Here is a 23990-nt window from a genome sequence, read left to right on the forward strand (position 1 = left end):
CCTACCACCACGCGAGAGAAACATGGACGTCCTCCGCCCCGAAGCCCTGGAACAGATCTACGCCCACGCCAGCCGCAGCTACCCCGAGGAGTGCTGTGGTTTTGTCTTCGCCGACGGCAGCGTGTACCTGGGCAGCAATATCCAGAACGAGCTGCACCGCAAGAACCCCGAGATGTACCCGCGCAGCGCCGCCAACGGCTACACATTCTCGGTGGCCGACACCCTGCTGCTGAGCAAGGCGTTTCGCAGCGACAACCCGGTGGTGGTGATCTATCACTCCCACCCGGATGTCGGCGCCTATTTCAGCGACGAAGACGAGGACAAGGCGCTGTTCATGGGTGAACCGATCTACCCCGTCAGCTACCTGGTGGTCGACGTTCGCCAGGGCCAGGCCCTCGGTTCCAAGCTGTTTGCCTGGGATGGCAAGCATTTCGCCCTTCAACCTTTCAACGACCTGCACACGGAGTTGTCCATGAACGCTGTCTCTTTCCCCGACATTCTGGTTCGCGTGGCCAAGCTGCCGGAATCGACCCTCGAGGGCGCCGGAACGACATTGCGCGAAGTCATTGAAAACCTCTGCAGCAGCCACCCGCAGTTACGTCCCCACCTGTTCCACGAGAAGAACAACCAGCTCAAGGAACACTTCCTGTTTACCGCCGAGGAAGAGTTAGTGGGCGCCGACGACCCACTACCGGAAAAAGCCCGGATCGAAGTGCTGCTCGCCACGTCGGGCGGCATGGATGTCGACGCACTGAGCAATGAAGAAGTCCAGCGCTACGTGCGCCACATCACCCTGCCCGGCGTCGGCCGCGAAGGCCAGTTGAACCTCAAGAAAGCCAAGGTGCTGATCATCGGCACCGGTGGCCTGGGCTCACCGATCAGCCTGTACCTGGCAGCAGCCGGCGTCGGCACCCTGGGGCTGGTGGACTTCGATGTGGTGGAAAGCAGCAACCTGCAACGCCAGATCGTCCACGGCAACAGCACGCTGGGCATGCCCAAGGTCGAGTCCGCCAAGCAACGTCTGCAAGAACTCAACCGTCATATCCAGATCAATGCCCACGACACCGCCCTGAATGCCGATAACGCCCTGGAACTGGTGGGCGCATACGACCTGGTGATCGACGGCACCGACAATTTCGACACCCGCTACCTGGTCAACGACGCCTGCGTGCAGCTGGGCAAGCCGTTGGTATACGGCGCCATCTACCGCTTCGACGGGCAGATCAGCGTGCTCAACTATAAAGGTGGGCCCTGCTACCGCTGCCTGTTCCCCAGCGCGCCGCCCGCCGAACTGGCGCCCAATTGCAGCGCCGGTGGCGTGATCGGCGTGTTGCCCGGTGTGGTCGGGATGATCCAGGCCACCGAGGCCATCAAGCTGTTGATCGGCATTGGCGAACCGCTGTCTGGCCGCTTGATGCGCTTCGATGCGCTGGCGATGAAGTTCAGCGAGATCCGCTTCAAGCGCCGTGCCGACTGCCCGTGCTGCTCCGAACTGCGCCATAACGAAAGCGTGGCACCGGCTGTCTGTGCAGACGCCATGCCCAGCCGACCGTCCCTGGCCGAGGAGCGCTACATAAAGCCCCGTGTACTCAAGCAATTGCTCGAACACCCGCGCAGCGTCGATGTGTTGCTGGACGTGCGTGATGCCAGCGAACTTGAGGTATGCAAATTGCCAGGTGTGGTGCATATCCCCCTGGCCGAACTGGACGATCAGCTCGACCGCCTCAGCCGGGACAACACCCACTACCTGATCTGCTACGCCGGCACCCGCGCCGAGCAAGCCGCCAGTACCTTGCTGGCGGCGGGTTTCGCCAATACCAAAGTCCTGCAGGGCGGCATGAAACATTGGGTTCGCGACGTCGAACCCGACATGCCCTTGTATTGAGCCGAGGACTAAATGATGTTGCACAACTCGATTCTCGAGGTGATCGGCCAAACGCCGATCGTGCGCCTGGCGCAGTTCTCCGAAGACCTCGGCATTGAGGTCTACGCCAAGCTCGAATCCCTCAACCCGGGCGGCAGCCACAAGGCGCGCATCGCCCTGGGCATGATCCTCGACGCCGAACGCCGGGGCGTCCTGATCCGTGACTCCGGGCAAACCATCATCGAGCCCAGCGGCGGCAATACCGGTATCGGCCTGGTCATGGCCGGCAATGTGCTGGGCTACAAGGTCGTGCTGGTGATCCCCGACAACTACAGCCCCGAAAAACAGAAGCTGCTGCGCCTGTACGGGGCCAAGGTGGTGCTGTCGGACAGCCGCCTGGGCAACAACTCCCACGGCGAAAAGTGCATGGAATTGCAGCTGGAAAACCCCAGCTACGTGATGCTCAACCAGCAACGCAACGGCGCCAACCCACAGACCCATCGCGACACCACCGCACCGGAAATCCTGCGTGCGTTCGGCGAGCGTCGCGCCGACTACTTTGTCAGCGGAATCGGCACCGGTGGGCATATCACCGGGATTGGCGAAACCTTGAAAGCCGCCTGGCCGGGGCTGCGCGTCATGGGGGTGGAGCCGGAAGAATGCGACCTGCTGAAAAACCAGCATGCGCCGCACCATATCCAGGGCCTGTCGATCGGCCTGATCCCGAGCATCCTCAACCTGGACGTGATCGACGGCATGCTCAAGGTCTCGCGCCAGGACTGCATCGACATGATGAAACGCATCATGCGCACGGATGCCATCAGCCTGGGCTTGTCTTCGGCTGCCAACATGGTGGCCGTCGCCCAACTCGCCCCGGAACTGCCGCCCGAAACGGTGGTGCTGACCATGGTCTACGACAATGCCGACAGCTACCTGCCCAGTTTCGAATAAACGGTCTTCCAACCAATCAGACGACGGGGGTGCCTCAATGGGTGGCTTTATCGACATGCAACAGTTGCACGATGAGTTGCTGACTCACCTCATCAAGACGCTCACGCCGGCACAGATGAAACAGCTGGAGCCGCATCTGGCGCCGCTGGTACAGAATGCCGCCCAGGCGGTGGCCGAGGATTTGATCGCCTACGCCTACCGCGACCCGGCATCCCGTGGGCGCGGTGAGCTGATCCTGGAGTCCTACGCGTCGTTCAAGGCGGTGCTGTATTACCGGCTGGCGCACCTGGTGTGGCATTTCCCCGACCGCACCAACGGCGTCTTCTCGCGTATCGCCCTCAAGCTGAGCAACCAGGGCAAGGTGCTTTCCGGCGCCGAGATCCACCCGGCGGCGCGCATTGGTCGGCGCTTTGTACTGGATCACGGCTACGGCACCGTGATCGGCGAAACGTGTGAGATCGGCAACGACTGCTACATCCTCTGCGGCGTGACCCTGGGCGCCCGTGGCATCGCCAACAACCCCGACGGCAAGCGCCACCCACGCCTGGGCAATAACGTCGAGGTTGGTTCCGGCGCCCGCGTGCTCGGCTATGTACTGATCGGCGACAACGTGTTTATCAGTCCCTCCTGTGTGATCACCCAGGATGTGCCCGCCGGCACCAAAGTGAAGGTGGTGAACCAGATCCAACTGCAAAAAAACGACGAGTCGGACCACAGCAATTACCTCGGCGCCTTCGCCCTGGATGAGCGTCTGCACGTGGTCGGCGAGATCAATGCGAGCCACAAGGTCACGGTGCTGGACGCCGACTTCCATCCCTTGCCCGGGCTGATGCTGGAGCCCACGGTGAAGGAGCGTCACCACCTGCAATTTCGCCTGCACCGCATCGAGTCGGGCAACCCCCTGCCACGCCTGCCGCTGAACCTGAAGGTCTGCGGCCCGGAATTTGAAATCACCCTGCTTTCCCCGCCTGGCTTGAGTGCGATGGTGCGTTCCCTGTTGCAAGCCAGCCCATTGATCGTTGGAGGTTGAACATGTCCGTGCACACCATGGAAACCCTGGCGCTGTTCGACAGCGCGCCCTACCAGAACGCCTTCAGCGCCCGGGTGATTGCCGTCAGCGAACACGGCGTCGCCCTGGAACACACGTTGTTCTACCCCACCGGGGGCGGGCAGCCAGGCGACACGGGGCACCTCACCCTGGCGGACGGTACGCGGGTCGAAGTGACCGGCACAGTGCGCGACCCGGTGCAGCGCTCGATCATCTGGCACCAGGTGGAACACTGCCCCGAGCAATTGACCGCCGGAGTGCAGGTGGACGCCGGCCTCGACTGGGACCGGCGCTACCAGCACATGAAGATGCACACCTGCCTGCACCTGTTGTGCTCGATCATCGACGCGCCGGTCACCGGATGCAGCATCAGCGCAGACAAAGGCCGCCTGGATTTCGACCTGCCGGAAATGACCCTCGACAAAGACAGCATCACCCGCGACCTCAATGCGCTGATCGAACAGGCCCACCCGGTGAAAACCCTGTCGATGCCGGCCACCGAGTACGCCACCCTGCTGCAGATCACCCGCACCCAGGCGGTGGCACCGCCGGTGATTCAGGGTGCGGTGCGGGTGATTGAAATCGCCGGCATCGATATCCAACCGTGCGGCGGCACCCATGTGCTCAACACCGAAGAAATCGGCCGGGTGTTCTGCGAGAAGATCGAGAAGAAGAGCAAACACAACCGCAGAGTCATACTGCGATTCGAGTGAACACGGTGAACTGTGGGAGCCCCCCCCTCCCACATTCATTGGGTTTCCACAGATAAATACAGGGTGTCTGCTAGATCACGAAAAGATCAACAAACCGGTTTACCGGCGTCGCCTCAAGCCGCGCCTGATCTTTGCACAACGCAAAAATCTCGGCGCTGCGCTGCGCGGTAAACCGTGTGGCCAGGTTGGCCTTGAACTTGTCTTCCAATAACGGAATGCCATCCACCCGGCGACGGCGATGGCCGATCGGGTACTCCACCGCCACCTGCTCGGTGCTGCTCCCATCCTTGAAGAACACCTGCACCGCGTTGGCGATGGAACGCTTGTCAGCCTCCAGGTATTCGCGGCTGTAGCGTGGGTCTTCGACGATGACCATTTTGTCCCGCAGCGCGTCGATGATCGGATGGGCGGCGTGGAATTCGTCTTCGTACTGCTCCGCCACCAGATTGCCGAACGCCAACGGCACGGCGGTCATGTATTGCAGGCAATGGTCACGGTCCGCGGCGTTGGCCAGTTGGCCGACCTTGGAAATGATGCGAATCGCCGACTCATGGGTGGTGATGACGATACGTTCGATTTCCTGCAGGCGATCCTTGACCAATGGATGCAAGGTCACCGCCGCTTCGCAGGCTGTTTGCGCGTGGAACTCGGCGGGGAAGCTGATCTTGAACAGCACGTTTTCCATCACATAGGTGCCGTAGGGCTGGGACAGGCTGAACCCGCGCTTGTCCTGCGGCTTGAGCGCCAGGTCCTTGTTGGTGTGGCTGAACAATACGTCGTAGAACCCCCACTGCGGTGCGCTTAATACACCGGGGATGCCCATTTCGCCGCGCATCGCGATATCCGCCAGGCGCACACCCCGGCTGGAGGCATCACCCGCCGCCCAGGATTTTCGCGAACCGGCATTCGGCGCATGCCGGTACGTACGCAACGCCTGCCCATCGACAAATGCGTGGGACAAGGCCGCGAGCAGTTGCTCACGGTTGGCGCCCATCAGCTTGGCGGTCACCGCCGTGGAGGCGACTTTTACCAGCAGCACATGGTCGAGGCCGACACGGTTGAACGAGTTTTCCAGGGCAATCACGCCTTGGATTTCGTGGGCCATGATCATCGCTTCCAGCACCGCGCGCAGGGTCAGCGGTGTGTCACCGTTGGCCACGCGCTTTTGCGACAGGTGGTCGGCCACGGCGAGAATGCCGCCGAGGTTGTCCGACGGGTGGCCCCACTCGGCGGCGAGCCAGGTATCGTTGTAGTCGAGCCAACGTACGATGCAGCCGATGTCCCACGCCGCCTTGACCGGATCCAGCCGGAACGAAGTGCCCGGTACACGAGCGCCGAACGGCACCACCGTGCCCTCGACCACCGGCCCCAGGTGCTTGGTGCACTCCGGGAAACGCAGGGCCAGCAGGCCGCAGCCCAGCGTGTCCATCAGGCAGTTGCGGGCGGTGTCCAATGCGGCCTGGGAATCGATCCGGTAAGTGAGGACATAGTCGGCGATGTCCTGCAGGACCTGGTCGTACTCGGGACGGTTGTTCTGGTCGACGTTGGCGCTCATGGCAGTACTCCAAAAAGGGGTTGGGGTCAGTCCTCGGGCTCACGGTTATTGAGGGCAGATCTAAGGTGTCCGCCTTGGAATAAAGATCACCTGTGGGAGGGGGCTTGCCCCCGATGGCAGTGGATCGGTGGATGAATCTGTCGACTGGAACACCGCTATCGGGGGCAAGCCCCCTCCCACATTGGATAGAGGAGGACCTTTAGAAAGCATCGCCGGGGATGCGTACGAAGCCTTCCATCAGTACTCGGGCGCTGCGGCTCATGATGGCTTTTTTTACCACCCATTCGCCCTCCACCTGGGTGGCTTCAGCGCCGACGCGCAAGGTACCGGACGGATGCCCGAAGCGCACCGCGTTGCGCTCAATACCGCCCGCCGCCAAGTTGACCAACGTCCCGGAAATCGCCGCCGCCGTGCCGATTGCCACCGCCGCCGTGCCCATCATCGCGTGGTGCAACTTGCCCATGGACAGCGCACGCACCAGCAGGTCCACATCACCCGCCTTGATCGCCTTGCCACTGGACGCCACGTAGTCGGCCGGCTTGGCCACAAACGCCACCTTCGGCGTGTGTTGGCGTTGGGCAGCTTCGTCCAGGTGCTGGATCAGGCCCATGCGCAACGCGCCATAAGCCCGCACAGTCTCGAACATTGCCAGGGCTTTCGGGTCGCTGTTGATCGCGCCTTGCAACTCGGTGCCGGTGTAGCCGAGGTCTTCGGCGTTGATAAAGATGGTCGGGATACCGGCGTTGATCAGCGTTGCCTTGAAGGTGCCGACGCCAGGCACTTCCAGGTCGTCCACCAGGTTGCCGGTGGGGAACATCGAACCACCGCCGCCCTCTTCTTCCGCCGCCGGGTCCATGAACTCCAACTGCACTTCGGCGGCCGGAAAGGTCACGCCATCCAGTTCGAAGTCGCCAGTTTCCTGTACCGCGCCGTCAGTGATCGGCACGTGGGCAATGATGGTCTTGCCGATGTTGGCTTGCCAGATACGCACCACAGCCACGCCGTTGTGGGGCAGGCGTGCCGGATCGACCAGGCCGGCGCTGATGGCAAAGGAACCGACCGCCGCCGACAGGTTGCCGCAGTTGCCGCTCCAATCAACGAAGGGTTTGTCGATGGAGACCTGGCCGAACAGGTAATCCACGTCATGATCGGCGCGAGTGCTTTTGGCCAGGATCACGGTTTTGCTGGTGCTCGAGGTGGCGCCGCCCATGCCGTCGATTTGCTTGTCGTAGGGGTCGGGGCTGCCGATTACCCGTAACAGCAAGGCGTCACGCGCAGCCCCCGGCACCTGCGCCGGTTCGGGCAGGTCCGTGAGGCTGAAAAACACACCCTTGCTGGTGCCGCCACGCATGTAGGTGGCAGGGATCTTGATTTGCGCTACGTGTGCCATGGTGTCCTCTCAGGCTGTCGCCGCCGATTCCAGGAAGTCCTGGGCAAAACGCTGCAACACGCCGCCCGCCTCGTAGATCGACACTTCTTCGGCAGTGTCGAGGCGGCAGGTCACCGGTACCTCGACACGTTCGCCATTCTTGCGGTTGATCACCAGGGTCAACTGCGCGCGTGGAGTGCGCGCACCGACCACGTCATAGGTCTCGCTGCCATCGATCTTCAGGGTGTGGCGGTCGGTGCCCGGCAGGAACTCCAGCGGCAATACGCCCATGCCCACCAGGTTGGTGCGGTGGATGCGCTCGAACCCTTCGGCGGCAATCGCCTCCACACCGGCCAGGCGCACGCCCTTGGCCGCCCAGTCGCGGGACGAGCCCTGGCCGTAGTCGGCGCCGGCAATGATGATCAGCGGCTGCTTACGCTCCATGTAGGTCTCGATGGCTTCCCACATCCGCGTGACCTGGCCTTCCGGCTCGATGCGCGCCAGGGAACCCTGCTTGACCTTGCCGTTTTCCAACACCATTTCGTTGAACAGTTTCGGGTTGGCGAAGGTTGCGCGCTGCGCGGTCAAGTGGTCGCCACGGTGGGTCGCGTAGGAGTTGAAGTCGACTTCCGGCAGGCCCATTTTCGCCAGGTATTCGCCGGCGGCGCTGTCGAGCATGATCGCGTTGGACGGCGACAAGTGGTCGGTGGTGATGTTGTCCGGCAGCACCGCCAATGGGCGCATGCCCTTGAGCGGACGAGCACCGGCCAGGGCGCCTTCCCAGTACGGCGGACGGCGGATGTAGGTGCTTTGCGGGCGCCAATCGTACAGCGGCGCGACTTTCGGGCCGGTGTCTTCGTGGATGGCGAACATCGGGATGTAGACCTGGCGGAACTGCTCCGGCTTGACCGAGGCCTTGACCACTGCGTCGATCTCTTCGTCGCTCGGCCAGATGTCCTGCAGGCGGATTTCCTTGCCGTTGGCGTCGAGGCCGAGCACGTCTTTTTCGATGTCGAAGCGGATGGTGCCGGCAATCGCGTACGCCACCACCAGCGGTGGCGACGCGAGGAATGCTTGCTTGGCGTAGGGGTGGATTCGCCCGTCGAAGTTGCGGTTGCCCGACAGCACAGCGGTGGCGTACAGGTCGCGGTCGATGATTTCCTGCTGGATCACCGGGTCGAGTGCGCCGGACATGCCGTTGCAGGTGGTGCAGGCGAACGCCACCACGCCGAAGCCGAGCTTTTCCAGCTCATGGCCCAGGCCGGCTTCTTCCAGGTACATGGCCACGGTTTTCGAGCCGGGTGCCAGGGACGATTTGACCCACGGCTTGCGCGTCAGCCCCAGCTTGTTGGCGTTGCGCGCCAGCAGGCCTGCGGCGATCACGTTGCGCGGGTTGCTGGTGTTGGTGCAACTGGTGATGGCGGCGATGATCACCGCGCCGTCAGGCATTTGGCCGGGCACTTCGTCCCACTGGCCGGAAATACCCTTGGACGCCAGATCGCTGGTCGCTAAACGAGCATGCGGGTTGCTCGGCCCGGCCATGTTGCGCACGACGCTGGACAGATCGAAGGTGAGCCCACGCTCGTATTGCGCGCCTTTCAGGTCATCGGCCCACAGGCCGGTGTGGCGAGCATATTGCTCCACCAGGGTGACTTGCTCGTCTTCACGGCCGGTGAGTTTCAGGTAGGCGATGGTCTGCTGGTCGATGTAGAACATCGCCGCGGTCGCGCCGTATTCCGGGGCCATGTTGGAGATGGTTGCACGGTCGCCAAGGGTCAGTGCCGAGGCGCCTTCGCCGAAGAACTCCAGCCAGGCGCCGACCACCTTCTGTTGACGCAGGAACTCGGTCAGCGCCAGCACCATGTCGGTGGCGGTGATGCCGGGTTGCAGCTTGCCCGTCAGTTCAACGCCGACGCTTTCCGGCAGACGCATCCACGAGGCGCGACCGAGCATCACGCTCTCGGCTTCCAGGCCGCCGACGCCGATGGCGATCACGCCCAGCGCATCCACGTGGGGGGTGTGGCTGTCGGTGCCAACGCAGGTATCGGGGAAGGCCACGCCGTCGCGCACCTGGATCACCGGGGACATTTTCTCCAGGTTGATCTGGTGCATGATGCCGTTGCCGGGCGGGATCACGTCGACGTTCTTGAAGGCCTTCTTGGTCCACTCGATGAAGTGGAAACGGTCTTCGTTGCGACGGTCTTCGATGGCGCGGTTTTTCTCGAATGCGTCCGGGTCGAAACCGCCGGCTTCGACGGCCAGGGAGTGGTCGACGATCAGTTGGGTCGGCACCACCGGGTTGACCTGGGCCGGGTCACCGCCTTGCAGGGCGATGGCATCACGCAGGCCGGCGAGGTCGACCAGGGCGGTCTGGCCGAGGATGTCGTGGCAGACGACGCGGGCCGGGAACCATGGGAAATCGAGGTCACGCTTGCGTTCGATCAACTGGCTCAGGGATGCATTGAGGGTGGCCGGGTCACAACGGCGCACGAGGTTTTCCGCAAGCACGCGGGAGGTGTACGGCAAGGTGGCGTAGGCACCGGGGGTGATTGCCTCGACAGCCGCGCGGGCGTCGAAGAAATCCAGGCGGCTGCCGGGGAGCGGTTTGCGAAATTCAGTGTTCATCGTCAGGACTCGGTCACGGTGATAACAAAGGGAGGACCTGCACCGATCCAGAATTGAAATGCGGTCAAAATGTGGGAGGGGGCTTGCCCCCGATAGCGGTGGGTCTGTGCCAGTTGCATCAACTGACAGACTGCAATCGGGGGCAAGCCCCCTCCCACATTTGATCCGGTTAACATTTCAGGATCGTCGGCATTCCCATTCAGCGACGTTCGATTGGCACGAACTTGCGCTGCTCAACGCCGGTGTATTCGGCGCTTGGACGGATGATGCGGTTGTTGGCGCGCTGTTCGAACACATGCGCCGCCCAGCCAGTCAGGCGCGAGCACACGAAGATCGGGGTGAACAGCTTGGTCGGGATGCCCATGAAGTGGTACGCCGAGGCATGGTAGAAGTCGGCGTTGGGGAACAGCTTCTTCTGCTCCCACATGGTCTTGTCGATGGCTTCGGAGACCGGGAACAGCACCTTGTCGCCCACCTCGTCCGCAAGTTTTTTCGACCAGCCCTTGATCACTTCATTACGCGGGTCGCTGTCTTTGTAGATCGCGTGGCCGAAGCCCATGATCTTGTCCTTGCGCGCCAGCATGCCGAGGGTGCCTTCGACCGCTTCTTCAGCCGACGAGAAACGCTCGATCATCTCCATCGCCGCCTCGTTGGCGCCGCCGTGCAGCGGGCCGCGCAGCGAGCCGATGGCGGCGGTGACGCAGGAATACAGGTCGGACAGGGTCGAGGCACACACCCGGGCGGTGAACGTCGAGGCGTTGAATTCGTGTTCCGCGTAGAGGATCAGCGACACGTTCATCACCTTGACGTGCAACTCGCTGGGCTTCTTGCCGTGCAGCAGGTGCAGGAAGTGGCCGCCGATGCTCGGCTCGTCGGTCACGCAGTCGATGCGCTTGCCGTCGTGGCTGAAGCGGTACCAGTAGCACATGATTGCCGGGAACGCGGCGAGCAGGCGGTCGGTAACGTCGCGCTGCACGCTGAAGTCTTTTTCCGGCTCGATATTGCCCAGGAACGAGCAACCGGTGCGCATCACGTCCATCGGGTGGGCGTCGGCGGGGATACGCTCCAACACTTCCTTCAGCGCTTGCGGCAGGTCGCGCAGCTTGCCCAGCCTGGCGCTGTAGGCGGCCAGCTCGGTCTTGGTCGGCAACTCGCCGTACAGCAGCAGGTAGGCGACTTCTTCAAATTGCGCATCGGCGGCCAGTTCGCGCACGTCGTAGCCGCGATAGGTCAGGCCGGCACCCGCCTGGCCCACGGTGGACAGTGCGGTCTGCCCAGCCACCTGGCCACGCAGGCCGGCACCACTCAATACTTTTGCTTCAGCCATGTCTGTTCTCCAATCTTGAATTTATTTGGGAGTGGGCCGGGTTATTTTTTCGCGGCAAACAGCGCATCGAGCTTCTGCTCGAAGGTGTGGTAGTCGATGCGATCGTAAAGCTCCATGCGGGTCTGCATGGTGTCGATCACGTTCTGTTGGGTACCGTCGCGACGGATCGCGGTGTAGACATTCTCGGCGGCCTTGTTCATGGCGCGGAAGGCCGAGAGCGGGTACAGCACGATGGAAACATCGGCAGATTTCAACTGTTCGGTGGTGTACAGCGGCGTGGCGCCGAACTCGGTGATGTTGGCCAGGATCGGCGCCTTCACGCGGGAGGCGAACAGCTTGTACATGTCCAGTTCGGTGATGGCTTCCGGGAACACCATGTCGGCGCCGGCCTCGATGCAGGCGGCGGCACGTTCCAGCGCGGATTCCAGGCCTTCGACGGCCAGCGCATCGGTACGCGCCATGATCACGAAGCTGTCATCGGTGCGCGCGTCCACGGCGGCCTTGATGCGGTCGACCATTTCCTGCTGGGACACGATTTCCTTGTTCGGGCGATGACCACAGCGCTTGGCGCCGACCTGATCTTCGATATGGATAGCCGCCGCGCCAAACTTGATCATCGACTTGACGGTGCGCGCCACGTTGAACGCCGAGGAGCCGAAGCCGGTGTCCACATCCACCAGCAACGGCAGGTCGCACACGTCGGTGATGCGGCGTACGTCGGTCAGTACGTCGTCCAGGCCGGTGATGCCCAGGTCCGGCACACCCAGGGAGCCAGCCGCCACCCCGCCACCCGACAGGTAGATCGCCTTGAACCCGGCGCGTTTGGCCAGCAGTGCGTGGTTGGCGTTGATCGCACCGACCACCTGCAGCGGGTGTTCACTGGCGACCGCGTCACGGAAACGCTGGCCTGGAGTCATCTTGTTATTGGAACTCATCATTCACCTCGTGATTGGGGAGTGCCGTCCGGGAAGTGACGGGCAATGTTGCGTTTGGATGCGCCGATATGCCGGCGCATCAACAGTTCGGCCAGTTCACCGTCGCGATCGGCAATCGCGTCAAGAATGCGGTGGTGCTCGGCAAAGGCCTGGCGTGGACGATTGGGGGTGGCGGAAAACTGGATGCGGTACATGCGCACCAATTGGTACAGCTCGCCGCAGAGCATCTGGGTCAGGGTGCGGTTGCCGGCGCCTTGGATGATCCGGTAATGGAAGTCGAAGTCGCCCTCCTGCTGGTAATAGCCGAGGCCGGCCTGGAAGGCTTCGTCGCGCTCGTGGGTGTGCAGCACCTGGCGCAGTTCTTCGATTTCCGCGTCGGTCATGCGCTCGGCGGCCAGGCGACAGGCCATGCCTTCGAGGGATTCGCGGATTTCGTAGAGTTCGATCAGTTCGTCGTGGCTCAGCGACACCACCCGGGCGCCAACGTGGGGCACGCGCACCAGCAGGCGCTGGCCTTCCAGGCGGTGGATCGCCTCACGCAGCGGGCCACGGCTGATGCCGTAGGTGCGCGCCAGCTCTGGCTCGGAGATCTTGCTGCCGGGCGCGATCTCCCCCTTGACGATGGCGGCCTGGATACGCCGGAAGACGTTCTCGGACATGGTCTGGGAATCGTCTTGCGCCACCACTGGGGATTCCAGCTGATCCAGCATATTGTCGACACCTTTAAAAGCAATGCCGCAAAAACTAGTCAATCAGCCCAGGATAGTCAAAGAATAAATCCATATTGTCGACAATCGTCTAATAACCAGGGTTGCACCCAATAGGGGCATGGCCGCCTGCCAGCGCTGGCGCCAAAAAAGCATCATGTTAGAATGCCCGGCACTTTTGCCTGACATCATTGGATGAAACGGCGTACGAGGGAGTTTGCGCAGCAATGCCAGTCGCCTTGAATTGAACATCGCACTGCCGCCTCGGGATCTATGAGACTCAAACCCTTCCTTCTATTAATGTGCCTGTTAACCGCACCCGGCCTCGGCGCTGCCGCCGAGAAGACCGTCTATGGCCTCAACGAATACGCCCAACTGGCCGGTATCGACCTGGAAGTCGCGGCCAAACTGGATACCGGGGCCAAGACCGCCTCGCTCAGTGCCCGTGATATCAAGCGCTTCAAGCGCAACGGCGAATCCTGGGTGCGCTTCTACCTAGCCATCGACACCGCCCATTCCCATCCCATCGAGCGTCCCCTGGCCCGCGTCAGCAAGATCAAGCGCCGCGCCGGTGACTACGACCCCGATGAGGACAAGAACTACACCGCCCGTCCGGTGATTGCCCTGGATATCTGCATGGGCACTGCTTTACGCAGCATCGAAGTGAACTTGACTGACCGCAGCGCATTCCAATACCCGCTGCTGATCGGCTCCGAAGCGCTGAAACGCTTTGATGCGCTGGTCGACCCCAGTCTTAAATACGCAGCAGGCAAACCCGCCTGCGCCGCCGACGCTCATACCGCCGAGTAAACCGAATGCGCTCTCTGACCCTGCACCTGAAGATCCTGATCACCATCCTGGTGGTCCTGGGTATTTCGGTCACCGCTTATCAGATCTTCGTGCTGGGGATCCCCGTCACCGAGGACGCCACCGACGACTTGTGGAACATCGACGCCAAGGTCGAATTCGTCGCCAACCCGAAAGACCCGGTGAAGATCCAGATGTTCGTGCCGCCCTTGAGCCGCGACTTCGTCAGCCTCAACGAAAGCTTCATCTCGAATAACTATGGGGTGAGCGTCAACCGCATCGACGGCAACCGTAAGGTCACCTGGTCGGCCCGCCGTGCCAAGGGCAACCAGACCCTGTATTACCGCCTGGTGCTGACCAAGCGCTACAGCGGCGAAAAAGTCAAAGTGAAGGGCCCCACGTTCCGCGACAGCATTGCCGTGGAAGGCCCGGAAAAAATCGCCGCCGAAGCCCTGCTGGCGCCGATCCGCCAGCACTCGGCCGACGTCGAGACGTTTATCACCGAAGCGATCAAGCGCACCAACAACCTCAACGACGATAACGTGAAGCTGCTGCTGGCGGGCGACCCGTCGACGCCGCACAAAGCCAAGATCGTCGAATTGCTGCTGTCCATCGCCCATGTGCCGGTGGAAAAGGTCCACACCATCCGCCTGGTCGCCGACCAGCCGCAAACCCCGGAACTGTGGCTGCGTAGCTTCAACGGCAATGACTGGTTGTACTTCAACCCGGAAACCGGCGAACAGGGCCTGCCCGCCGACCGCCTGCTGTGGTGGACCGGTGATGAAAACCTGATCACCGTCGACGGCGGCAAGAAGGCCATGGTGACCTTCAGCCTGAACAACAGCGAGATGAACGCGATTCGCCTGGCCAAGTTGACCGACGAGAACACCGACGCCAACTTCCTCGAATACTCGCTGTACGGCTTGCCGCTGCAAACCCAGCAGACCTTCATGATCATGGTGATGATCCCGATCGGCGTCCTGGTGATCCTGATCCTGCGCAACCTGATCGGCCTGCAGACATTAGGCACGTTCACCCCGGTGCTGATCGCCCTGGCGTTCCGCGAGACGCAACTGGGCTTCGGGATTGTGCTGTTCACGATTATCACGGCGCTGGGGCTGTCGCTCAGGTCGTACCTGGAACACCTGAAATTGCAGATGCTGCCGAGACTTTCGGTGGTGCTGACCTTCGTGGTGGTGCTGATTGCGGCCATCAGCCTGTTCAGCCATAAATTGGGGCTGGAGCGCGGGCTGTCGGTGGCGCTGTTCCCGATGGTGATTCTGACCATGACCATCGAACGCCTGTCGATCACCTGGGAAGAACGCGGCGCCAACCATGCGCTGAAAGTGGCGATTGGTACGCTGTTCGCGGCGTCCCTGGCACACCTGATCATGAGCGTGCCGGAACTGATCTACTTCGTGTTCACCTTCCCGGCGATCCTGCTGATCCTGGTGGGTTTCATGCTGGCCATGGGGCGTTATCGCGGTTACCGCCTGACCGAGTTGGTGCGTTTCAAGGCCTTCTTGAAGGCTGACCAGTAATGTTCGGCTTCTGGAAGACCTGGAAAGCCCTGGAAGCGCGCGGGATCATGGGCATCAACCGGCGTAACGCCGACTACGTGCTCAAGTACAACAAGCGCAGCCTTTACCCGATCGTGGATGACAAGATCATCACCAAGGAACGCGCGTTGGCGGCCGGCATCCACGTGCCGGAAATGTACGGGGTGATCAGCACCGAGAAGGAAATCGACAAGCTCGACGAGATCATCGGTGGGCGCAGCGACTTCGTGATCAAGCCGGCCCAGGGCGCTGGCGGTGACGGCATCCTGGTGGTCGCCGACCGCTTTGAAGGACGCTACCGCACGGTGTCCGGCAAGATCATCAGCCATGAAGAAATCGAGCATCAGATTTCTAGCATCCTCACCGGCCTGTACTCCCTGGGCGGCCACCGTGATCGTGCGTTGATCGAGTACCGCGTGGTGCCCGACCAGATCTTCAAGAGCATCAGCTACGAAGGCGTGCCGGACATCCGCATCATCGTGCTGATGGGCTACCCGGTGATGGCCATGCTGCGCTTGCCGACCCGCCAGTCGGGCGGCAAGGCCAACCTGCACCAGGGTGCCATTGGCGTGGGTGTGGACCTTGCCACCGGCCTGACCCTGCGCGGCACCTGGCTGAACAACATCATTACCAAACACCCCGACACCACCAATGCGGTGGATGGCGTGCAATTGCCCAACTGGGATGGGTTCATGAAGCTCGCCGCCGGCTGCTATGAGTTATGCGGGCTGGGCTATATCGGCGTGGACATGGTGCTGGACCAGGAGAAAGGCCCTTTGATCCTGGAGCTGAATGCGCGGCCTGGGCTGAATATCCAGATTGCCAATGACTGCGGTTTGACCCTGCGTACCCATGCAGTGGAAGCGCGGTTGGAGGAGCTGAACGCCGCTGGCGTGACGGAAACGCCGGAGGAGCGGGTGAAGTTCGTTCAAGAAATGTTTGGGCATATTCCACCGGTTGAAGGCTAAATGCTGACCTGCTCTGTACACCCGCTGCCCTATCGAGCCAACCCCGCCGAGTATTTCGCGGCGATTCGCCATGCGCCTGGCGCGGTGCTGCTGGACAGCGGCCGGCCGGCGGCTGAGCGTGGCCGGTATGACCTGCTGAGTGCCTGGCCGAACGTCACGTTGACAGTATCGCCCGATGAAAGCGGTGGCGAGTTCTTGCAACGTTTGCGGAAAAATCTCACGCAGCTAGGTGAAGCAAATCTGCCCGCCGGGTATGAGCTGCCGTTTGCCGGTGGACTGATCGGCTACCTGAGCTATGACTTTGGTCGGCATCTGGAGCAAATGCCGCATCTGGCAACGGACGACCTGCACCTGCCGGATGCGCGCTTTGGCCTGTATGCCTGGGCGTTTACCAGTGATCACCAGGCGCAGACCAGCCAGTTGGTGTTCCATCCCACCCTGGCCGAGCACGAACGGCAGCGGTTGATCGCGTTGTTCAGCCATGACGTTGCCGACACATCGGCGACGTTCAAACTCCAGGGCCCCATGACGCCGGACCTCACCGCCGAGGCTTACCGTCAGGCCATTGTGCGTATCCAGGATTACATCCAGGCCGGAGACTGTTACCAGGTCAACTTCGCCCAGCGTTTCCGCGCGCCGTGCAGCGGTGATCCATGGGTCGCTTACTGCGCCCTGCGCGAAGCCTGCCCGACGCCGTTCTCCGGATTCCAGAGCCTGCCGGACGAGGGTGCGGTGCTGAGCCTGTCGCCAGAGCGTTTCGTGCACATCAGCAAACGCCAGGTCGAAACCCGCCCCATCAAAGGCACCCGCCCACGCGGCCTGACGCCTCAGGAAGACGCGGCCAACGCCGCCGAACTGCTGGCCAGCCCCAAGGACCGCGCCGAAAACCTGATGATTGTCGACCTGCTGCGCAACGACCTCGGTCGCACCTGCCGCACCGGCTCGGTCAGCGTGCCGGAGTTGTTCAACCTGGAAAGCTATCCCAACGTGCACCACTTGGTGAGCAGCGTCATCGGCGAGCTGGCCGACGGCAAGGACGCGCTCGACCTGATCGCCGGCAGCTTCCCAGGCGGCTCCATCACCGGCGCGCCGAAGATCCGCGCGATGCAGATCATCGACGAGCTGGAGCCGACTCGCCGTGGGTTGTACTGCGGTTCGCTGGTGTATCTGGATGTGCGCGGCGAGATGGACAGTTCCATCGCCATTCGCAGTTTGCTGGTGAAGGATGGCCAGGTTTGTTGCTGGGGCGGCGGCGGGATTGTCGCGGACTCGGAATGGGAGGCGGAGTACCAGGAGTCGCTGACGAAGGTGCGGGTGTTGTTGGAGACACTGGACGGTTTGTAGTGACTGGGCTGGCCTCTTCGCGGGCAAGCCCGCTCCCACATTTGACTGCATTCTCATGATGGAACTCGGTCAAGTGTGGGAGCTGGCTTGCCTGCGAAGAGGCCATCAGCCGCGCTGAAAGCCTTACAGGCTCAACGACCGATTCGAGGCCTTGATGAACTCTTTCTTCAAATCCTCAAACGTATGCACCGCCGGGAACTGCGGGAATTCGCGGATCACGTTTTCCGGCGCATGGAACAGAATCCCACGGTCGGCTTCGCCCAGCATGGTGGTGTCGTTGTAGGAGTCGCCGGCGGCGATCACGCGGTAGTAGAGGGTCTTGAAGGCCAATACCGACTGGCGCTTGGGGTCTTTCTGGCGCAGTTGGTAACTGACTACGCGATCGGTTTCGTCGGTGATCAGGCGGTGGCACAGCAGGGTCGGGAAACCCAGCTGGCGCATCAGCGGTTGGGAGAACTCATAGAAGGTATCGGAGAGGATCACCACCTGGAAGCGCTCGCGCAGCCAGTTGACGAACTCGATGGCGCCATCCAGCGGCTTGAGGGTGGCGATCACTGCCTGGATGTCGGCAAGCTTGAGCCCGTGCTCGTCAAGGATGCGCAGGCGCTGCTTCATCAGTACGTCGTAGTCGGGAATGTCCCGGGTAGTGGCACGCAGGGATTCAATACCGGTTTTTTCAGCGAAGGCAATCCAGATTTCCGGAACCAGTACCCCTTCCAGGTCGAGACAGGCAATTTCCACAAGACACTCCCTTATAGATGTTGTTGGTTGAGCGAGCAAAAACACTGCCGAACTCTAGCCATTCACGCTCGCCGCCGCAACGCAGGGCGGTTTTTGATACCATCGCTCCCCTATAGAGCGCTCAGCGCCACTGACCTGTAGGAACCGTCCTGATGAACCAAGCCTTCGACGTCGCTGAACTCGCCGCGACTTATGCCAACAAATCCGCCCAGGACATTCTCAAGCTGGCGTTCAGCCAGTTCGGTGATGACCTGTGGATTTCCTTCAGCGGCGCCGAGGACGTGGTGCTGGTGGACATGGCCTGGAAGCTGAACAAAAACGTCAAGGTGTTCAGCCTCGACACCGGCCGCCTGCACCCGGAGACCTATCGGTTTATCGAGCAGGTGCGCGATTTCTACAAGATCGACATCGAGCTGATCTCGCCAGACCAGAGCAAGCTGGAGCCCTTCGTCAAAGAGAAAGGCCTGTTCAGCTTTTACAAGGATGGCCACGGCGAATGCTGCGGCGTGCGCAAGATCGAACCGCTGCGCCGTAAACTCGCTGGCGTCACAGCCTGGGCCACCGGCCAGCGCCGCGACCAGAGCCCAGGCACCCGCAGCCAGGTGGCGGCGCTGGAAATCGACACGGCCTTCTCGACACCGGAACGCACCCTGTACAAGTTCAACCCGCTGGCACAGATGACCAGTGAGGAAGTCTGGGGTTACATCCGCATGCTGGAGCTGCCTTACAACAGCCTGCATGAGCGCGGCTTCATCAGCATCGGCTGCGAGCCCTGCACCCGCCCGGTGCTGCCGAACCAGCATGAGCGTGAAGGTCGCTGGTGGTGGGAAGAAGCCACGCAGAAGGAATGCGGGCTGCATGCCGGGAATATCATCAGCAAGGCCTGAAGTTGCGCTGTAAAAAATGTGGGAGGGGGCTTGCCCCCGATAGCGGTGGGTCAGCCAGATCAATGGTGACTGGCAGTCCGCAATCGGGGGCAAGCCCCCTCCCACATTTGATTTGTGTTGGCCACTGAACGTGTACACACACATGTAACTATCGGTGCCATTTATGTGTGCAATCCATCTTGTAGCGCACCATTACGTAACACCTCTCCCCACCTGTCTTTTGTCTTTGCAAATCGCCCGGTTCCCACCAAAAAATAAATAACTGTTCAAACGGTCAATTTATATCGCTTTAAATTCAGCTAGTTATTTCATGAACCTAAAAAAACGAAATTACCCAAGGTTTTCATAGATCAAAAACTGGCACGCAAGTGGCTTAAGGTGAAATACGCTTTGTATACAATAAATACAAAACCTACATACACTTTGCCATCTGCGGCCTGGCTGCCGATGCGCTGGAGCCTGCCGGAATGCGTACAAGCCTCTCGAATAACATCGCACTGGATCTGCCCTCCTCCCTGAAGCCCGAAGCCATCGAGCCCAGCCCTCTGGTGCTGAGCCCACGCCTGCACAACAAGGACCTGGCGCCCACCAAGGTTGAAGGCCGGCGCTGGGGTCGCTATAGCATCTTTGCGCTGTGGACCAATGACGTACACAACATCGCCAACTACTCGTTTGCCATTGGCTTGTATGCACTGGGCCTGGGCGGCTGGCAGATTCTGTTGTCCCTCGGTATCGGTGCGGCACTGGTGTATTTCTTCATGAACCTGTCGGGCTACATGGGGCAAAAGACCGGTGTGCCGTTTCCCGTGATCAGCCGTATCAGCTTCGGCATTCATGGCGCGCAGATTCCGGCGTTGATCCGCGCGGTGATTGCGATTGCCTGGTTCGGCATCCAGACCTACCTGGCGTCGGTGGTTTTCCGCGTGTTGCTGACGGCGATTCATCCGGGCTTTGCCGAATACGACCACAATTCGATCCTGGGCCTGTCGTCCCTCGGCTGGGTGTGTTTCGTGGCGATCTGGCTGGTGCAACTGGTGATCCTGGCCTACGGCATGGAAATGGTACGCCGCTACGAAGGCTTCGCCGGGCCGGTAATTTTGCTCACCGTGGCGTCGTTGGCCGGTTGGATGTATTTCCAAACGGGCGGCAACATCGCCTGGTCGATCCGCGAGCCGCTGAGCGGCGGCGAGATGTGGCGCAATATCTTTGCTGGTGGCGCGCTGTGGCTGGCGATCTACGGCACGCTGATCCTCAATTTCTGTGACTTCGCCCGCTCCTCGCCCTGCCGCAAGACCATTCAGGTCGGTAACTTCTGGGGCCTGCCGGTGAATATCCTGGTGTTTGCCGCGATCACCGTGCTGCTGTGCGGCGGGCAGTTCCAGCTCAATGGCCGGGTCATCGAAAGCCCGACCGAAATCATCGCCGCCATCCCGAATACCTTCTTCCTGGTGCTGGGCTGCCTGGCGTTCCTGATCGTCACCGTGGCGGTGAACATCATGGCCAACTTTGTCGCACCGGCCTTTGTACTGAGCAACCTGGCGCCCAAGTACCTGAACTTCCGTCGCGCCGGGTTGATCAGCGCCACCGTGGCGGTGCTGATCCTGCCGTGGAACCTCTACAACAGCCCGCTGGTGATCGTGTACTTCCTCTCCGGCCTGGGCGCGCTGCTGGGGCCGCTGTATGGGGTGATCATGGTCGATTACTGGTTGATCCGCAAAGGCCAGGTCGACGTGCCGCAGTTGTACAGCGAAGACCCAAGCGGCGCTTATTACTACAGCCGTGGAGTCAATTTGCGTGCGGTGGCAGCGTTTGTTCCTGCAGCGGTGATCGCCATTCTCCTGGCTTTGTTACCGGGTTTCGCCAGCGTCTCACCGTTTTCCTGGATGTTTGGCGCCGGTATTGCAGGGCTGCTGTACTTGCTGATCGCCAAGCGCCAGCCGTTCTACGCCGATGTCAGTGGCGAAAGCATTGCCGTCGATAACGTCAGTCATTAATCAAGGACCTTCCATGCGTATCCTCGTGGTCAACGTCAACACCACCGAATCCATTACCGAAACCATCGCCCAGCAGGCGCGCGCCGTGGCTGCGCCGGGCACAGAGATTGTCGGGCTCACGCCGTACTTCGGCGCCGAATCGGTGGAGGGCAACTTTGAAAGCTATCTGGCGGCCATCGCGGTGATGGACCGGGTAATGGCCTACGACCAGCCGTTCGATGCGGTGATCCAGGCCGGCTATGGCGAGCATGGTCGTGAAGGCTTGCAGGAATTGCTCGACGTGCCGGTGGTGGACATCACCGAAGCCGCCGCCAGCACCGCGATGTTCCTCGGCCACGCCTATTCGGTGGTGACCACCCTGGACCGCACTGTGCCGCTGATCGAAGACCGCCTGAAACTGGCCGGCCTGTACCAGCGCTGCGCCTCGGTACGCGCCAGTGGCATGGCGGTGCTGGAGCTGGAAGAAAACCCGTTGGCGGCGATGGAAGCCATCGTGCGCCAGGCCGAGTTGGCCATCAGCGAAGACAAGGCCGAGGTGATCTGCCTGGGTTGTGGCGGCATGGCCGGGCTGGATGAGCAGATTCGCCAGCGCACCGGCGTGCCGGTGGTGGATGGGGTGACGGCGGCGGTGACCATTGCCGAGTCGCTGGTGCGGTTGGGACTGTCGACGTCGAAGATCAGGACTTATGCGACGCCGAGGGCGAAAAAAGTCATCGGTTGGCCGCGCTGAAGCGTTGGTTCAACTGCTGCTCAGCGAATTGCTCAATGATGAAATCCACAAACGCGCGAGTCTTGCCGGGCAGCAGTTTGTGTTCGGCGTAGTAAATGGAGATGTTGCCGTCGTCGACGTACCAGTCGGGCAGCACCCGCACCACCGCGCCGCTGTCCAGGAATGGCACGGCCATAGGCATGCTCACCAAGGCGATGCCCAGGCCTTGGGCGCTGGCGCAGCAGGCGGCTTCGGAGTCGCTCATGGTCATGCTCGGCTTGAGTACCAGCGGGCGGTGTTCACGCTCGATACTGGTCAATTGCCAGGACCGTATACGACCGGTCTGCGGTGAACGGATGAGGATCCCGTGGCAACGCGCCAAATCTTCGGGCACCCGCACCGAAGGACGCTGCGCCAGGTAGTCCGGGGACGCCACCAGCACTCGATGGGCCGGCGTCAACTTGCGCGCCACCACCCCCTGAGGCAGCTCGAAGCCACCACCAATGGCGGCATCGAAGCCCTGGCCGATCAGGTCGACCTGGCGGTTATCGAAATGCCAGTCCGGGCTGATGTCCGGGAAGCGACGCATAAACGCGCCCAACAGTGGCATCACGTAGCGATTGCCAAATACTGTGCCCATGCTCACTTTCAAGGTGCCCACCGGCCGCCCTTCGGCGCTGGCCAGGTTGGCCACGGCGTTCTGGATGGTGGTGAGGCTGCCGCTGACCTCTTCTAGGAACAGTTTGCCGGCTTCAGTGAGGGTGAGGCGCCGAGTGCTGCGCTGGAACAGGCGTACGCCCAGGCGCGCCTCAAGCTTGGCGACACTTTTGCCCACCGCCGCCGGTGTCAGGCTCAGGTGCCGCGCCGCTTCGGCAAAGCTGCCACCTTCGGCGCTGCGCACGAAACATTCGATACTGCCAAAGCTTTCCATATCGCCCACTCTAAACTTTTGGTTTACACAGACTATAGCAATCCTGGTCTACCGGGAGGGGCTGGCGAGGTCGATACTCGGTTCCAACAACAAGGCATCCCGCCTTGAACAGCTTGGAGATCGACATGACCACACAAAACCTCAGCGGCAAAGTCGCCTTGATTCAAGGCGGTTCTCGCGGCATCGGCGCCGCCATCGTCAAACGTCTTGCCGCACAGGGCGCAGCCGTTGCCTTTACCTACGTCAGCTCGGCCGCCAAGGCCGAAGAACTGCAGAACAGCGTGATCAGCGAAGGCGGCAAAGCCCTGGCGATCCACGCCGACAGCGCCGATGCCGATGCGATACGCAATGCGGTCAACGCCACCGTCGAAGCCTTTGGGCGACTGGACATCCTGGTGAACAACGCCGGCGTACTGGCCATTGCGCCGCTGGAGGATTTCAAGCTGGAAGACTTTGACCAGACCCTGGCGATCAACGTGCGCAGCGTGTTTATCGCAACCCAGGAAGCGGCCAAGCATATGGGTGAAGGCGGCCGCGTGATCAATATCGGCAGCACCAACGCCGAGCGCATGCCGTTTGGTGGCGGTGGCCCGTATGCGATGAGCAAGGCGGCGCTGGTGGGGTTGACCAAAGGCTTGGCGCGGGATCTGGGGCCACGTGGGATCACCATCAATAACGTGCAGCCTGGGCCGGTGGATACCGATATGAACCCGGCCAACAGTGATTTTGCCGAGAGTTTGATTGGGTTGATGGCGGTCGGGCGGTATGGGCATGTGGAAGAGATTGCCAGTTTTGTGGCTTACCTCGCTGGGCCGGAAGCGGGCTACATCACCGGTGCAAGTCTGACCATCGATGGTGGCTTCAGCGCCTAGGATTTGCGGAACACCGCAAATCAAATGTGGGAGGGGCAAGTCGAATCGTCGCACCGCCCCTCCCACATTTTTAACCGCAATCAA

Annotated in this window: 20 protein-coding genes; 12 read left to right on the forward strand and 8 right to left on the reverse strand. The window is 61.5% G+C overall.

What is annotated here, in order from left to right; all coding sequences use genetic code 11:
• Positions 1-22 precede the first annotated feature (22 nt).
• Genes moeB through M2497_RS23960 form a run of 4 tightly spaced genes read left to right on the forward strand, consistent with a single transcriptional unit; the run spans position 23 to position 4576 of the window.
• Positions 23-1885, forward strand: a complete 1863-nt coding sequence (gene moeB, locus M2497_RS23945) for a molybdopterin-synthase adenylyltransferase MoeB (protein ID WP_248483674.1) — start codon at positions 23-25, stop codon at positions 1883-1885.
• Between the two features lie 15 nt (positions 1886-1900).
• Entirely contained in the window at positions 1901-2815 is a 915-nt protein-coding gene (locus M2497_RS23950; protein ID WP_071491545.1) for a cysteine synthase family protein, read from the forward strand.
• Positions 2816-2852: 37 nt separating this feature from the next.
• Positions 2853-3845 carry a serine O-acetyltransferase gene (locus M2497_RS23955; protein WP_248483676.1) on the forward strand — a complete coding sequence of 331 codons (993 nt, stop codon included), beginning with the start codon at positions 2853-2855 and terminating at the stop codon, positions 3843-3845.
• A gap of 2 nt (positions 3846-3847) precedes the next feature.
• Positions 3848-4576 carry an alanyl-tRNA editing protein gene (locus M2497_RS23960; RefSeq protein ID WP_179029399.1) on the forward strand — a complete coding sequence of 243 codons (729 nt, stop codon included), beginning with the start codon at positions 3848-3850 and terminating at the stop codon, positions 4574-4576.
• Positions 4577-4646: 70 nt separating this feature from the next.
• On the opposite strand, the gene prpD is transcribed toward M2497_RS23960, so the two are convergent.
• The 6 genes from prpD to M2497_RS23990 all read right to left on the reverse strand — a co-directional run bounded on the left by prpD (position 4647) and on the right by M2497_RS23990 (position 13097).
• The gene (prpD, locus tag M2497_RS23965) at positions 4647-6131 is read right to left on the reverse strand and encodes a 2-methylcitrate dehydratase (protein WP_248483678.1); all 1485 of its coding nucleotides are present in this window, start codon (positions 6129-6131) and stop codon (positions 4647-4649) included.
• Between the two features lie 199 nt (positions 6132-6330).
• The gene (gene prpF, locus M2497_RS23970; protein WP_248483680.1) at positions 6331-7521 is read right to left on the reverse strand and encodes a 2-methylaconitate cis-trans isomerase PrpF; all 1191 of its coding nucleotides are present in this window, start codon (positions 7519-7521) and stop codon (positions 6331-6333) included.
• Positions 7522-7530: 9 nt separating this feature from the next.
• Positions 7531-10125 (reverse strand): Fe/S-dependent 2-methylisocitrate dehydratase AcnD, encoded by a 2595-nt coding sequence (gene acnD, locus M2497_RS23975; protein WP_248483682.1) that lies wholly within the window; start codon positions 10123-10125, stop codon positions 7531-7533.
• Between the two features lie 199 nt (positions 10126-10324).
• The gene (gene prpC / locus M2497_RS23980; protein WP_092242678.1) at positions 10325-11452 is read right to left on the reverse strand and encodes a 2-methylcitrate synthase; all 1128 of its coding nucleotides are present in this window, start codon (positions 11450-11452) and stop codon (positions 10325-10327) included.
• A 41-nt stretch (positions 11453-11493) separates the two neighbouring features.
• Entirely contained in the window at positions 11494-12387 is an 894-nt protein-coding gene (gene prpB, locus M2497_RS23985; protein ID WP_248483684.1) for a methylisocitrate lyase, read from the reverse strand.
• Positions 12387-13097 carry a GntR family transcriptional regulator gene (locus tag M2497_RS23990; RefSeq protein WP_248483686.1) on the reverse strand — a complete coding sequence of 237 codons (711 nt, stop codon included), beginning with the start codon at positions 13095-13097 and terminating at the stop codon, positions 12387-12389. Before M2497_RS23990 ends, prpB begins: the two co-directional genes overlap by 1 nt.
• Before the next feature lie 270 nt (positions 13098-13367).
• On the opposite strand from M2497_RS23990, the gene M2497_RS23995 reads away from it, so the two are divergent.
• From M2497_RS23995 to pabB, 4 genes are read left to right on the forward strand one after another with little or no spacing between them, the layout of a single operon-like run.
• Positions 13368-13904: an ATP-dependent zinc protease gene (locus M2497_RS23995; protein WP_248483688.1), complete on the forward strand. Its 537-nt coding sequence runs from the start codon at positions 13368-13370 to the stop codon at positions 13902-13904.
• 5 nt (positions 13905-13909) lie between these two features.
• Positions 13910-15442, forward strand: a complete 1533-nt coding sequence (locus M2497_RS24000; protein WP_058427392.1) for an inactive transglutaminase family protein — start codon at positions 13910-13912, stop codon at positions 15440-15442.
• Entirely contained in the window at positions 15442-16428 is a 987-nt protein-coding gene (locus M2497_RS24005) for an alpha-L-glutamate ligase-like protein (protein WP_071493892.1), read from the forward strand. Before M2497_RS24000 ends, M2497_RS24005 begins: the two co-directional genes overlap by 1 nt.
• Positions 16429-17772, forward strand: a complete 1344-nt coding sequence (pabB, locus tag M2497_RS24010; protein ID WP_248483690.1) for an aminodeoxychorismate synthase component I — start codon at positions 16429-16431, stop codon at positions 17770-17772.
• 123 nt (positions 17773-17895) lie between these two features.
• On the opposite strand, the gene thrH is transcribed toward pabB, so the two are convergent.
• Positions 17896-18513, reverse strand: a complete 618-nt coding sequence (thrH, locus tag M2497_RS24015; protein ID WP_058427395.1) for a bifunctional phosphoserine phosphatase/homoserine phosphotransferase ThrH — start codon at positions 18511-18513, stop codon at positions 17896-17898.
• A 152-nt stretch (positions 18514-18665) separates the two neighbouring features.
• On the opposite strand from thrH, the gene M2497_RS24020 reads away from it, so the two are divergent.
• The 3 genes from M2497_RS24020 to M2497_RS24030 all read left to right on the forward strand — a co-directional run bounded on the left by M2497_RS24020 (position 18666) and on the right by M2497_RS24030 (position 22124).
• Positions 18666-19400, forward strand: a complete 735-nt coding sequence (locus M2497_RS24020; RefSeq protein WP_058427396.1) for a phosphoadenylyl-sulfate reductase — start codon at positions 18666-18668, stop codon at positions 19398-19400.
• A 467-nt stretch (positions 19401-19867) separates the two neighbouring features.
• Positions 19868-21394: an NCS1 family nucleobase:cation symporter-1 gene (locus M2497_RS24025; protein WP_248483692.1), complete on the forward strand. Its 1527-nt coding sequence runs from the start codon at positions 19868-19870 to the stop codon at positions 21392-21394.
• A 13-nt stretch (positions 21395-21407) separates the two neighbouring features.
• Complete coding sequence (locus M2497_RS24030) at positions 21408-22124, forward strand: aspartate/glutamate racemase family protein (RefSeq protein ID WP_248483694.1); 717 nt, start codon at positions 21408-21410, stop codon at positions 22122-22124.
• On the opposite strand, the gene M2497_RS24035 is transcribed toward M2497_RS24030, so the two are convergent.
• Positions 22105-23034 (reverse strand): LysR family transcriptional regulator, encoded by a 930-nt coding sequence (locus M2497_RS24035; RefSeq protein ID WP_058427399.1) that lies wholly within the window; start codon positions 23032-23034, stop codon positions 22105-22107. The genes M2497_RS24030 and M2497_RS24035 overlap by 20 nt on opposite strands.
• A gap of 125 nt (positions 23035-23159) precedes the next feature.
• Between M2497_RS24035 and M2497_RS24040 the strand changes: the two genes are divergently transcribed.
• The gene (locus M2497_RS24040; protein ID WP_058427505.1) at positions 23160-23906 is read left to right on the forward strand and encodes a 3-oxoacyl-ACP reductase family protein; all 747 of its coding nucleotides are present in this window, start codon (positions 23160-23162) and stop codon (positions 23904-23906) included.
• Positions 23907-23990: the final 84 nt, after the last annotated feature.

Source organism: Pseudomonas sp. CYM-20-01 (assembly GCF_023169845.1).
In the GTDB taxonomy this organism is placed as follows: Bacteria; Pseudomonadota; Gammaproteobacteria; order Pseudomonadales; family Pseudomonadaceae; genus Aquipseudomonas; species Aquipseudomonas azotoformans.

Bases quoted from the DNA above. Each gene is read 5' to 3' on its own strand.
- M2497_RS24030 (WP_248483694.1), top strand. From the start codon at position 21,408: ATGCGTATCCTCGTGGTCAACGTCAACACCACCGAATCCATTACCGAA.
- M2497_RS24005 (WP_071493892.1), top strand. From the start codon at position 15,442: ATGTTCGGCTTCTGGAAGACCTGGAAAGCCCTGGAAGCGCGCGGGATC.
- prpD (WP_248483678.1), bottom strand. From the start codon at position 6,131: ATGAGCGCCAACGTCGACCAGAACAACCGTCCCGAGTACGACCAGGTC.
- M2497_RS24025 (WP_248483692.1), top strand. From the start codon at position 19,868: ATGCGTACAAGCCTCTCGAATAACATCGCACTGGATCTGCCCTCCTCC.
- pabB (WP_248483690.1), top strand. From the start codon at position 16,429: ATGCTGACCTGCTCTGTACACCCGCTGCCCTATCGAGCCAACCCCGCC.
- prpB (WP_248483684.1), bottom strand. From the start codon at position 12,387: ATGAGTTCCAATAACAAGATGACTCCAGGCCAGCGTTTCCGTGACGCG.
- M2497_RS23955 (WP_248483676.1), top strand. From the start codon at position 2,853: ATGGGTGGCTTTATCGACATGCAACAGTTGCACGATGAGTTGCTGACT.
- M2497_RS24020 (WP_058427396.1), top strand. From the start codon at position 18,666: ATGAACCAAGCCTTCGACGTCGCTGAACTCGCCGCGACTTATGCCAAC.
- M2497_RS24035 (WP_058427399.1), bottom strand. From the start codon at position 23,034: ATGGAAAGCTTTGGCAGTATCGAATGTTTCGTGCGCAGCGCCGAAGGT.
- M2497_RS23960 (WP_179029399.1), top strand. From the start codon at position 3,848: ATGTCCGTGCACACCATGGAAACCCTGGCGCTGTTCGACAGCGCGCCC.
- M2497_RS24040 (WP_058427505.1), top strand. From the start codon at position 23,160: ATGACCACACAAAACCTCAGCGGCAAAGTCGCCTTGATTCAAGGCGGT.
- acnD (WP_248483682.1), bottom strand. From the start codon at position 10,125: ATGAACACTGAATTTCGCAAACCGCTCCCCGGCAGCCGCCTGGATTTC.
- M2497_RS24000 (WP_058427392.1), top strand. From the start codon at position 13,910: ATGCGCTCTCTGACCCTGCACCTGAAGATCCTGATCACCATCCTGGTG.
- M2497_RS23950 (WP_071491545.1), top strand. From the start codon at position 1,901: ATGTTGCACAACTCGATTCTCGAGGTGATCGGCCAAACGCCGATCGTG.
- M2497_RS23990 (WP_248483686.1), bottom strand. From the start codon at position 13,097: ATGCTGGATCAGCTGGAATCCCCAGTGGTGGCGCAAGACGATTCCCAG.
- prpF (WP_248483680.1), bottom strand. From the start codon at position 7,521: ATGGCACACGTAGCGCAAATCAAGATCCCTGCCACCTACATGCGTGGC.
- prpC (WP_092242678.1), bottom strand. From the start codon at position 11,452: ATGGCTGAAGCAAAAGTATTGAGTGGTGCCGGCCTGCGTGGCCAGGTG.
- moeB (WP_248483674.1), top strand. From the start codon at position 23: ATGGACGTCCTCCGCCCCGAAGCCCTGGAACAGATCTACGCCCACGCC.
- M2497_RS23995 (WP_248483688.1), top strand. From the start codon at position 13,368: ATGAGACTCAAACCCTTCCTTCTATTAATGTGCCTGTTAACCGCACCC.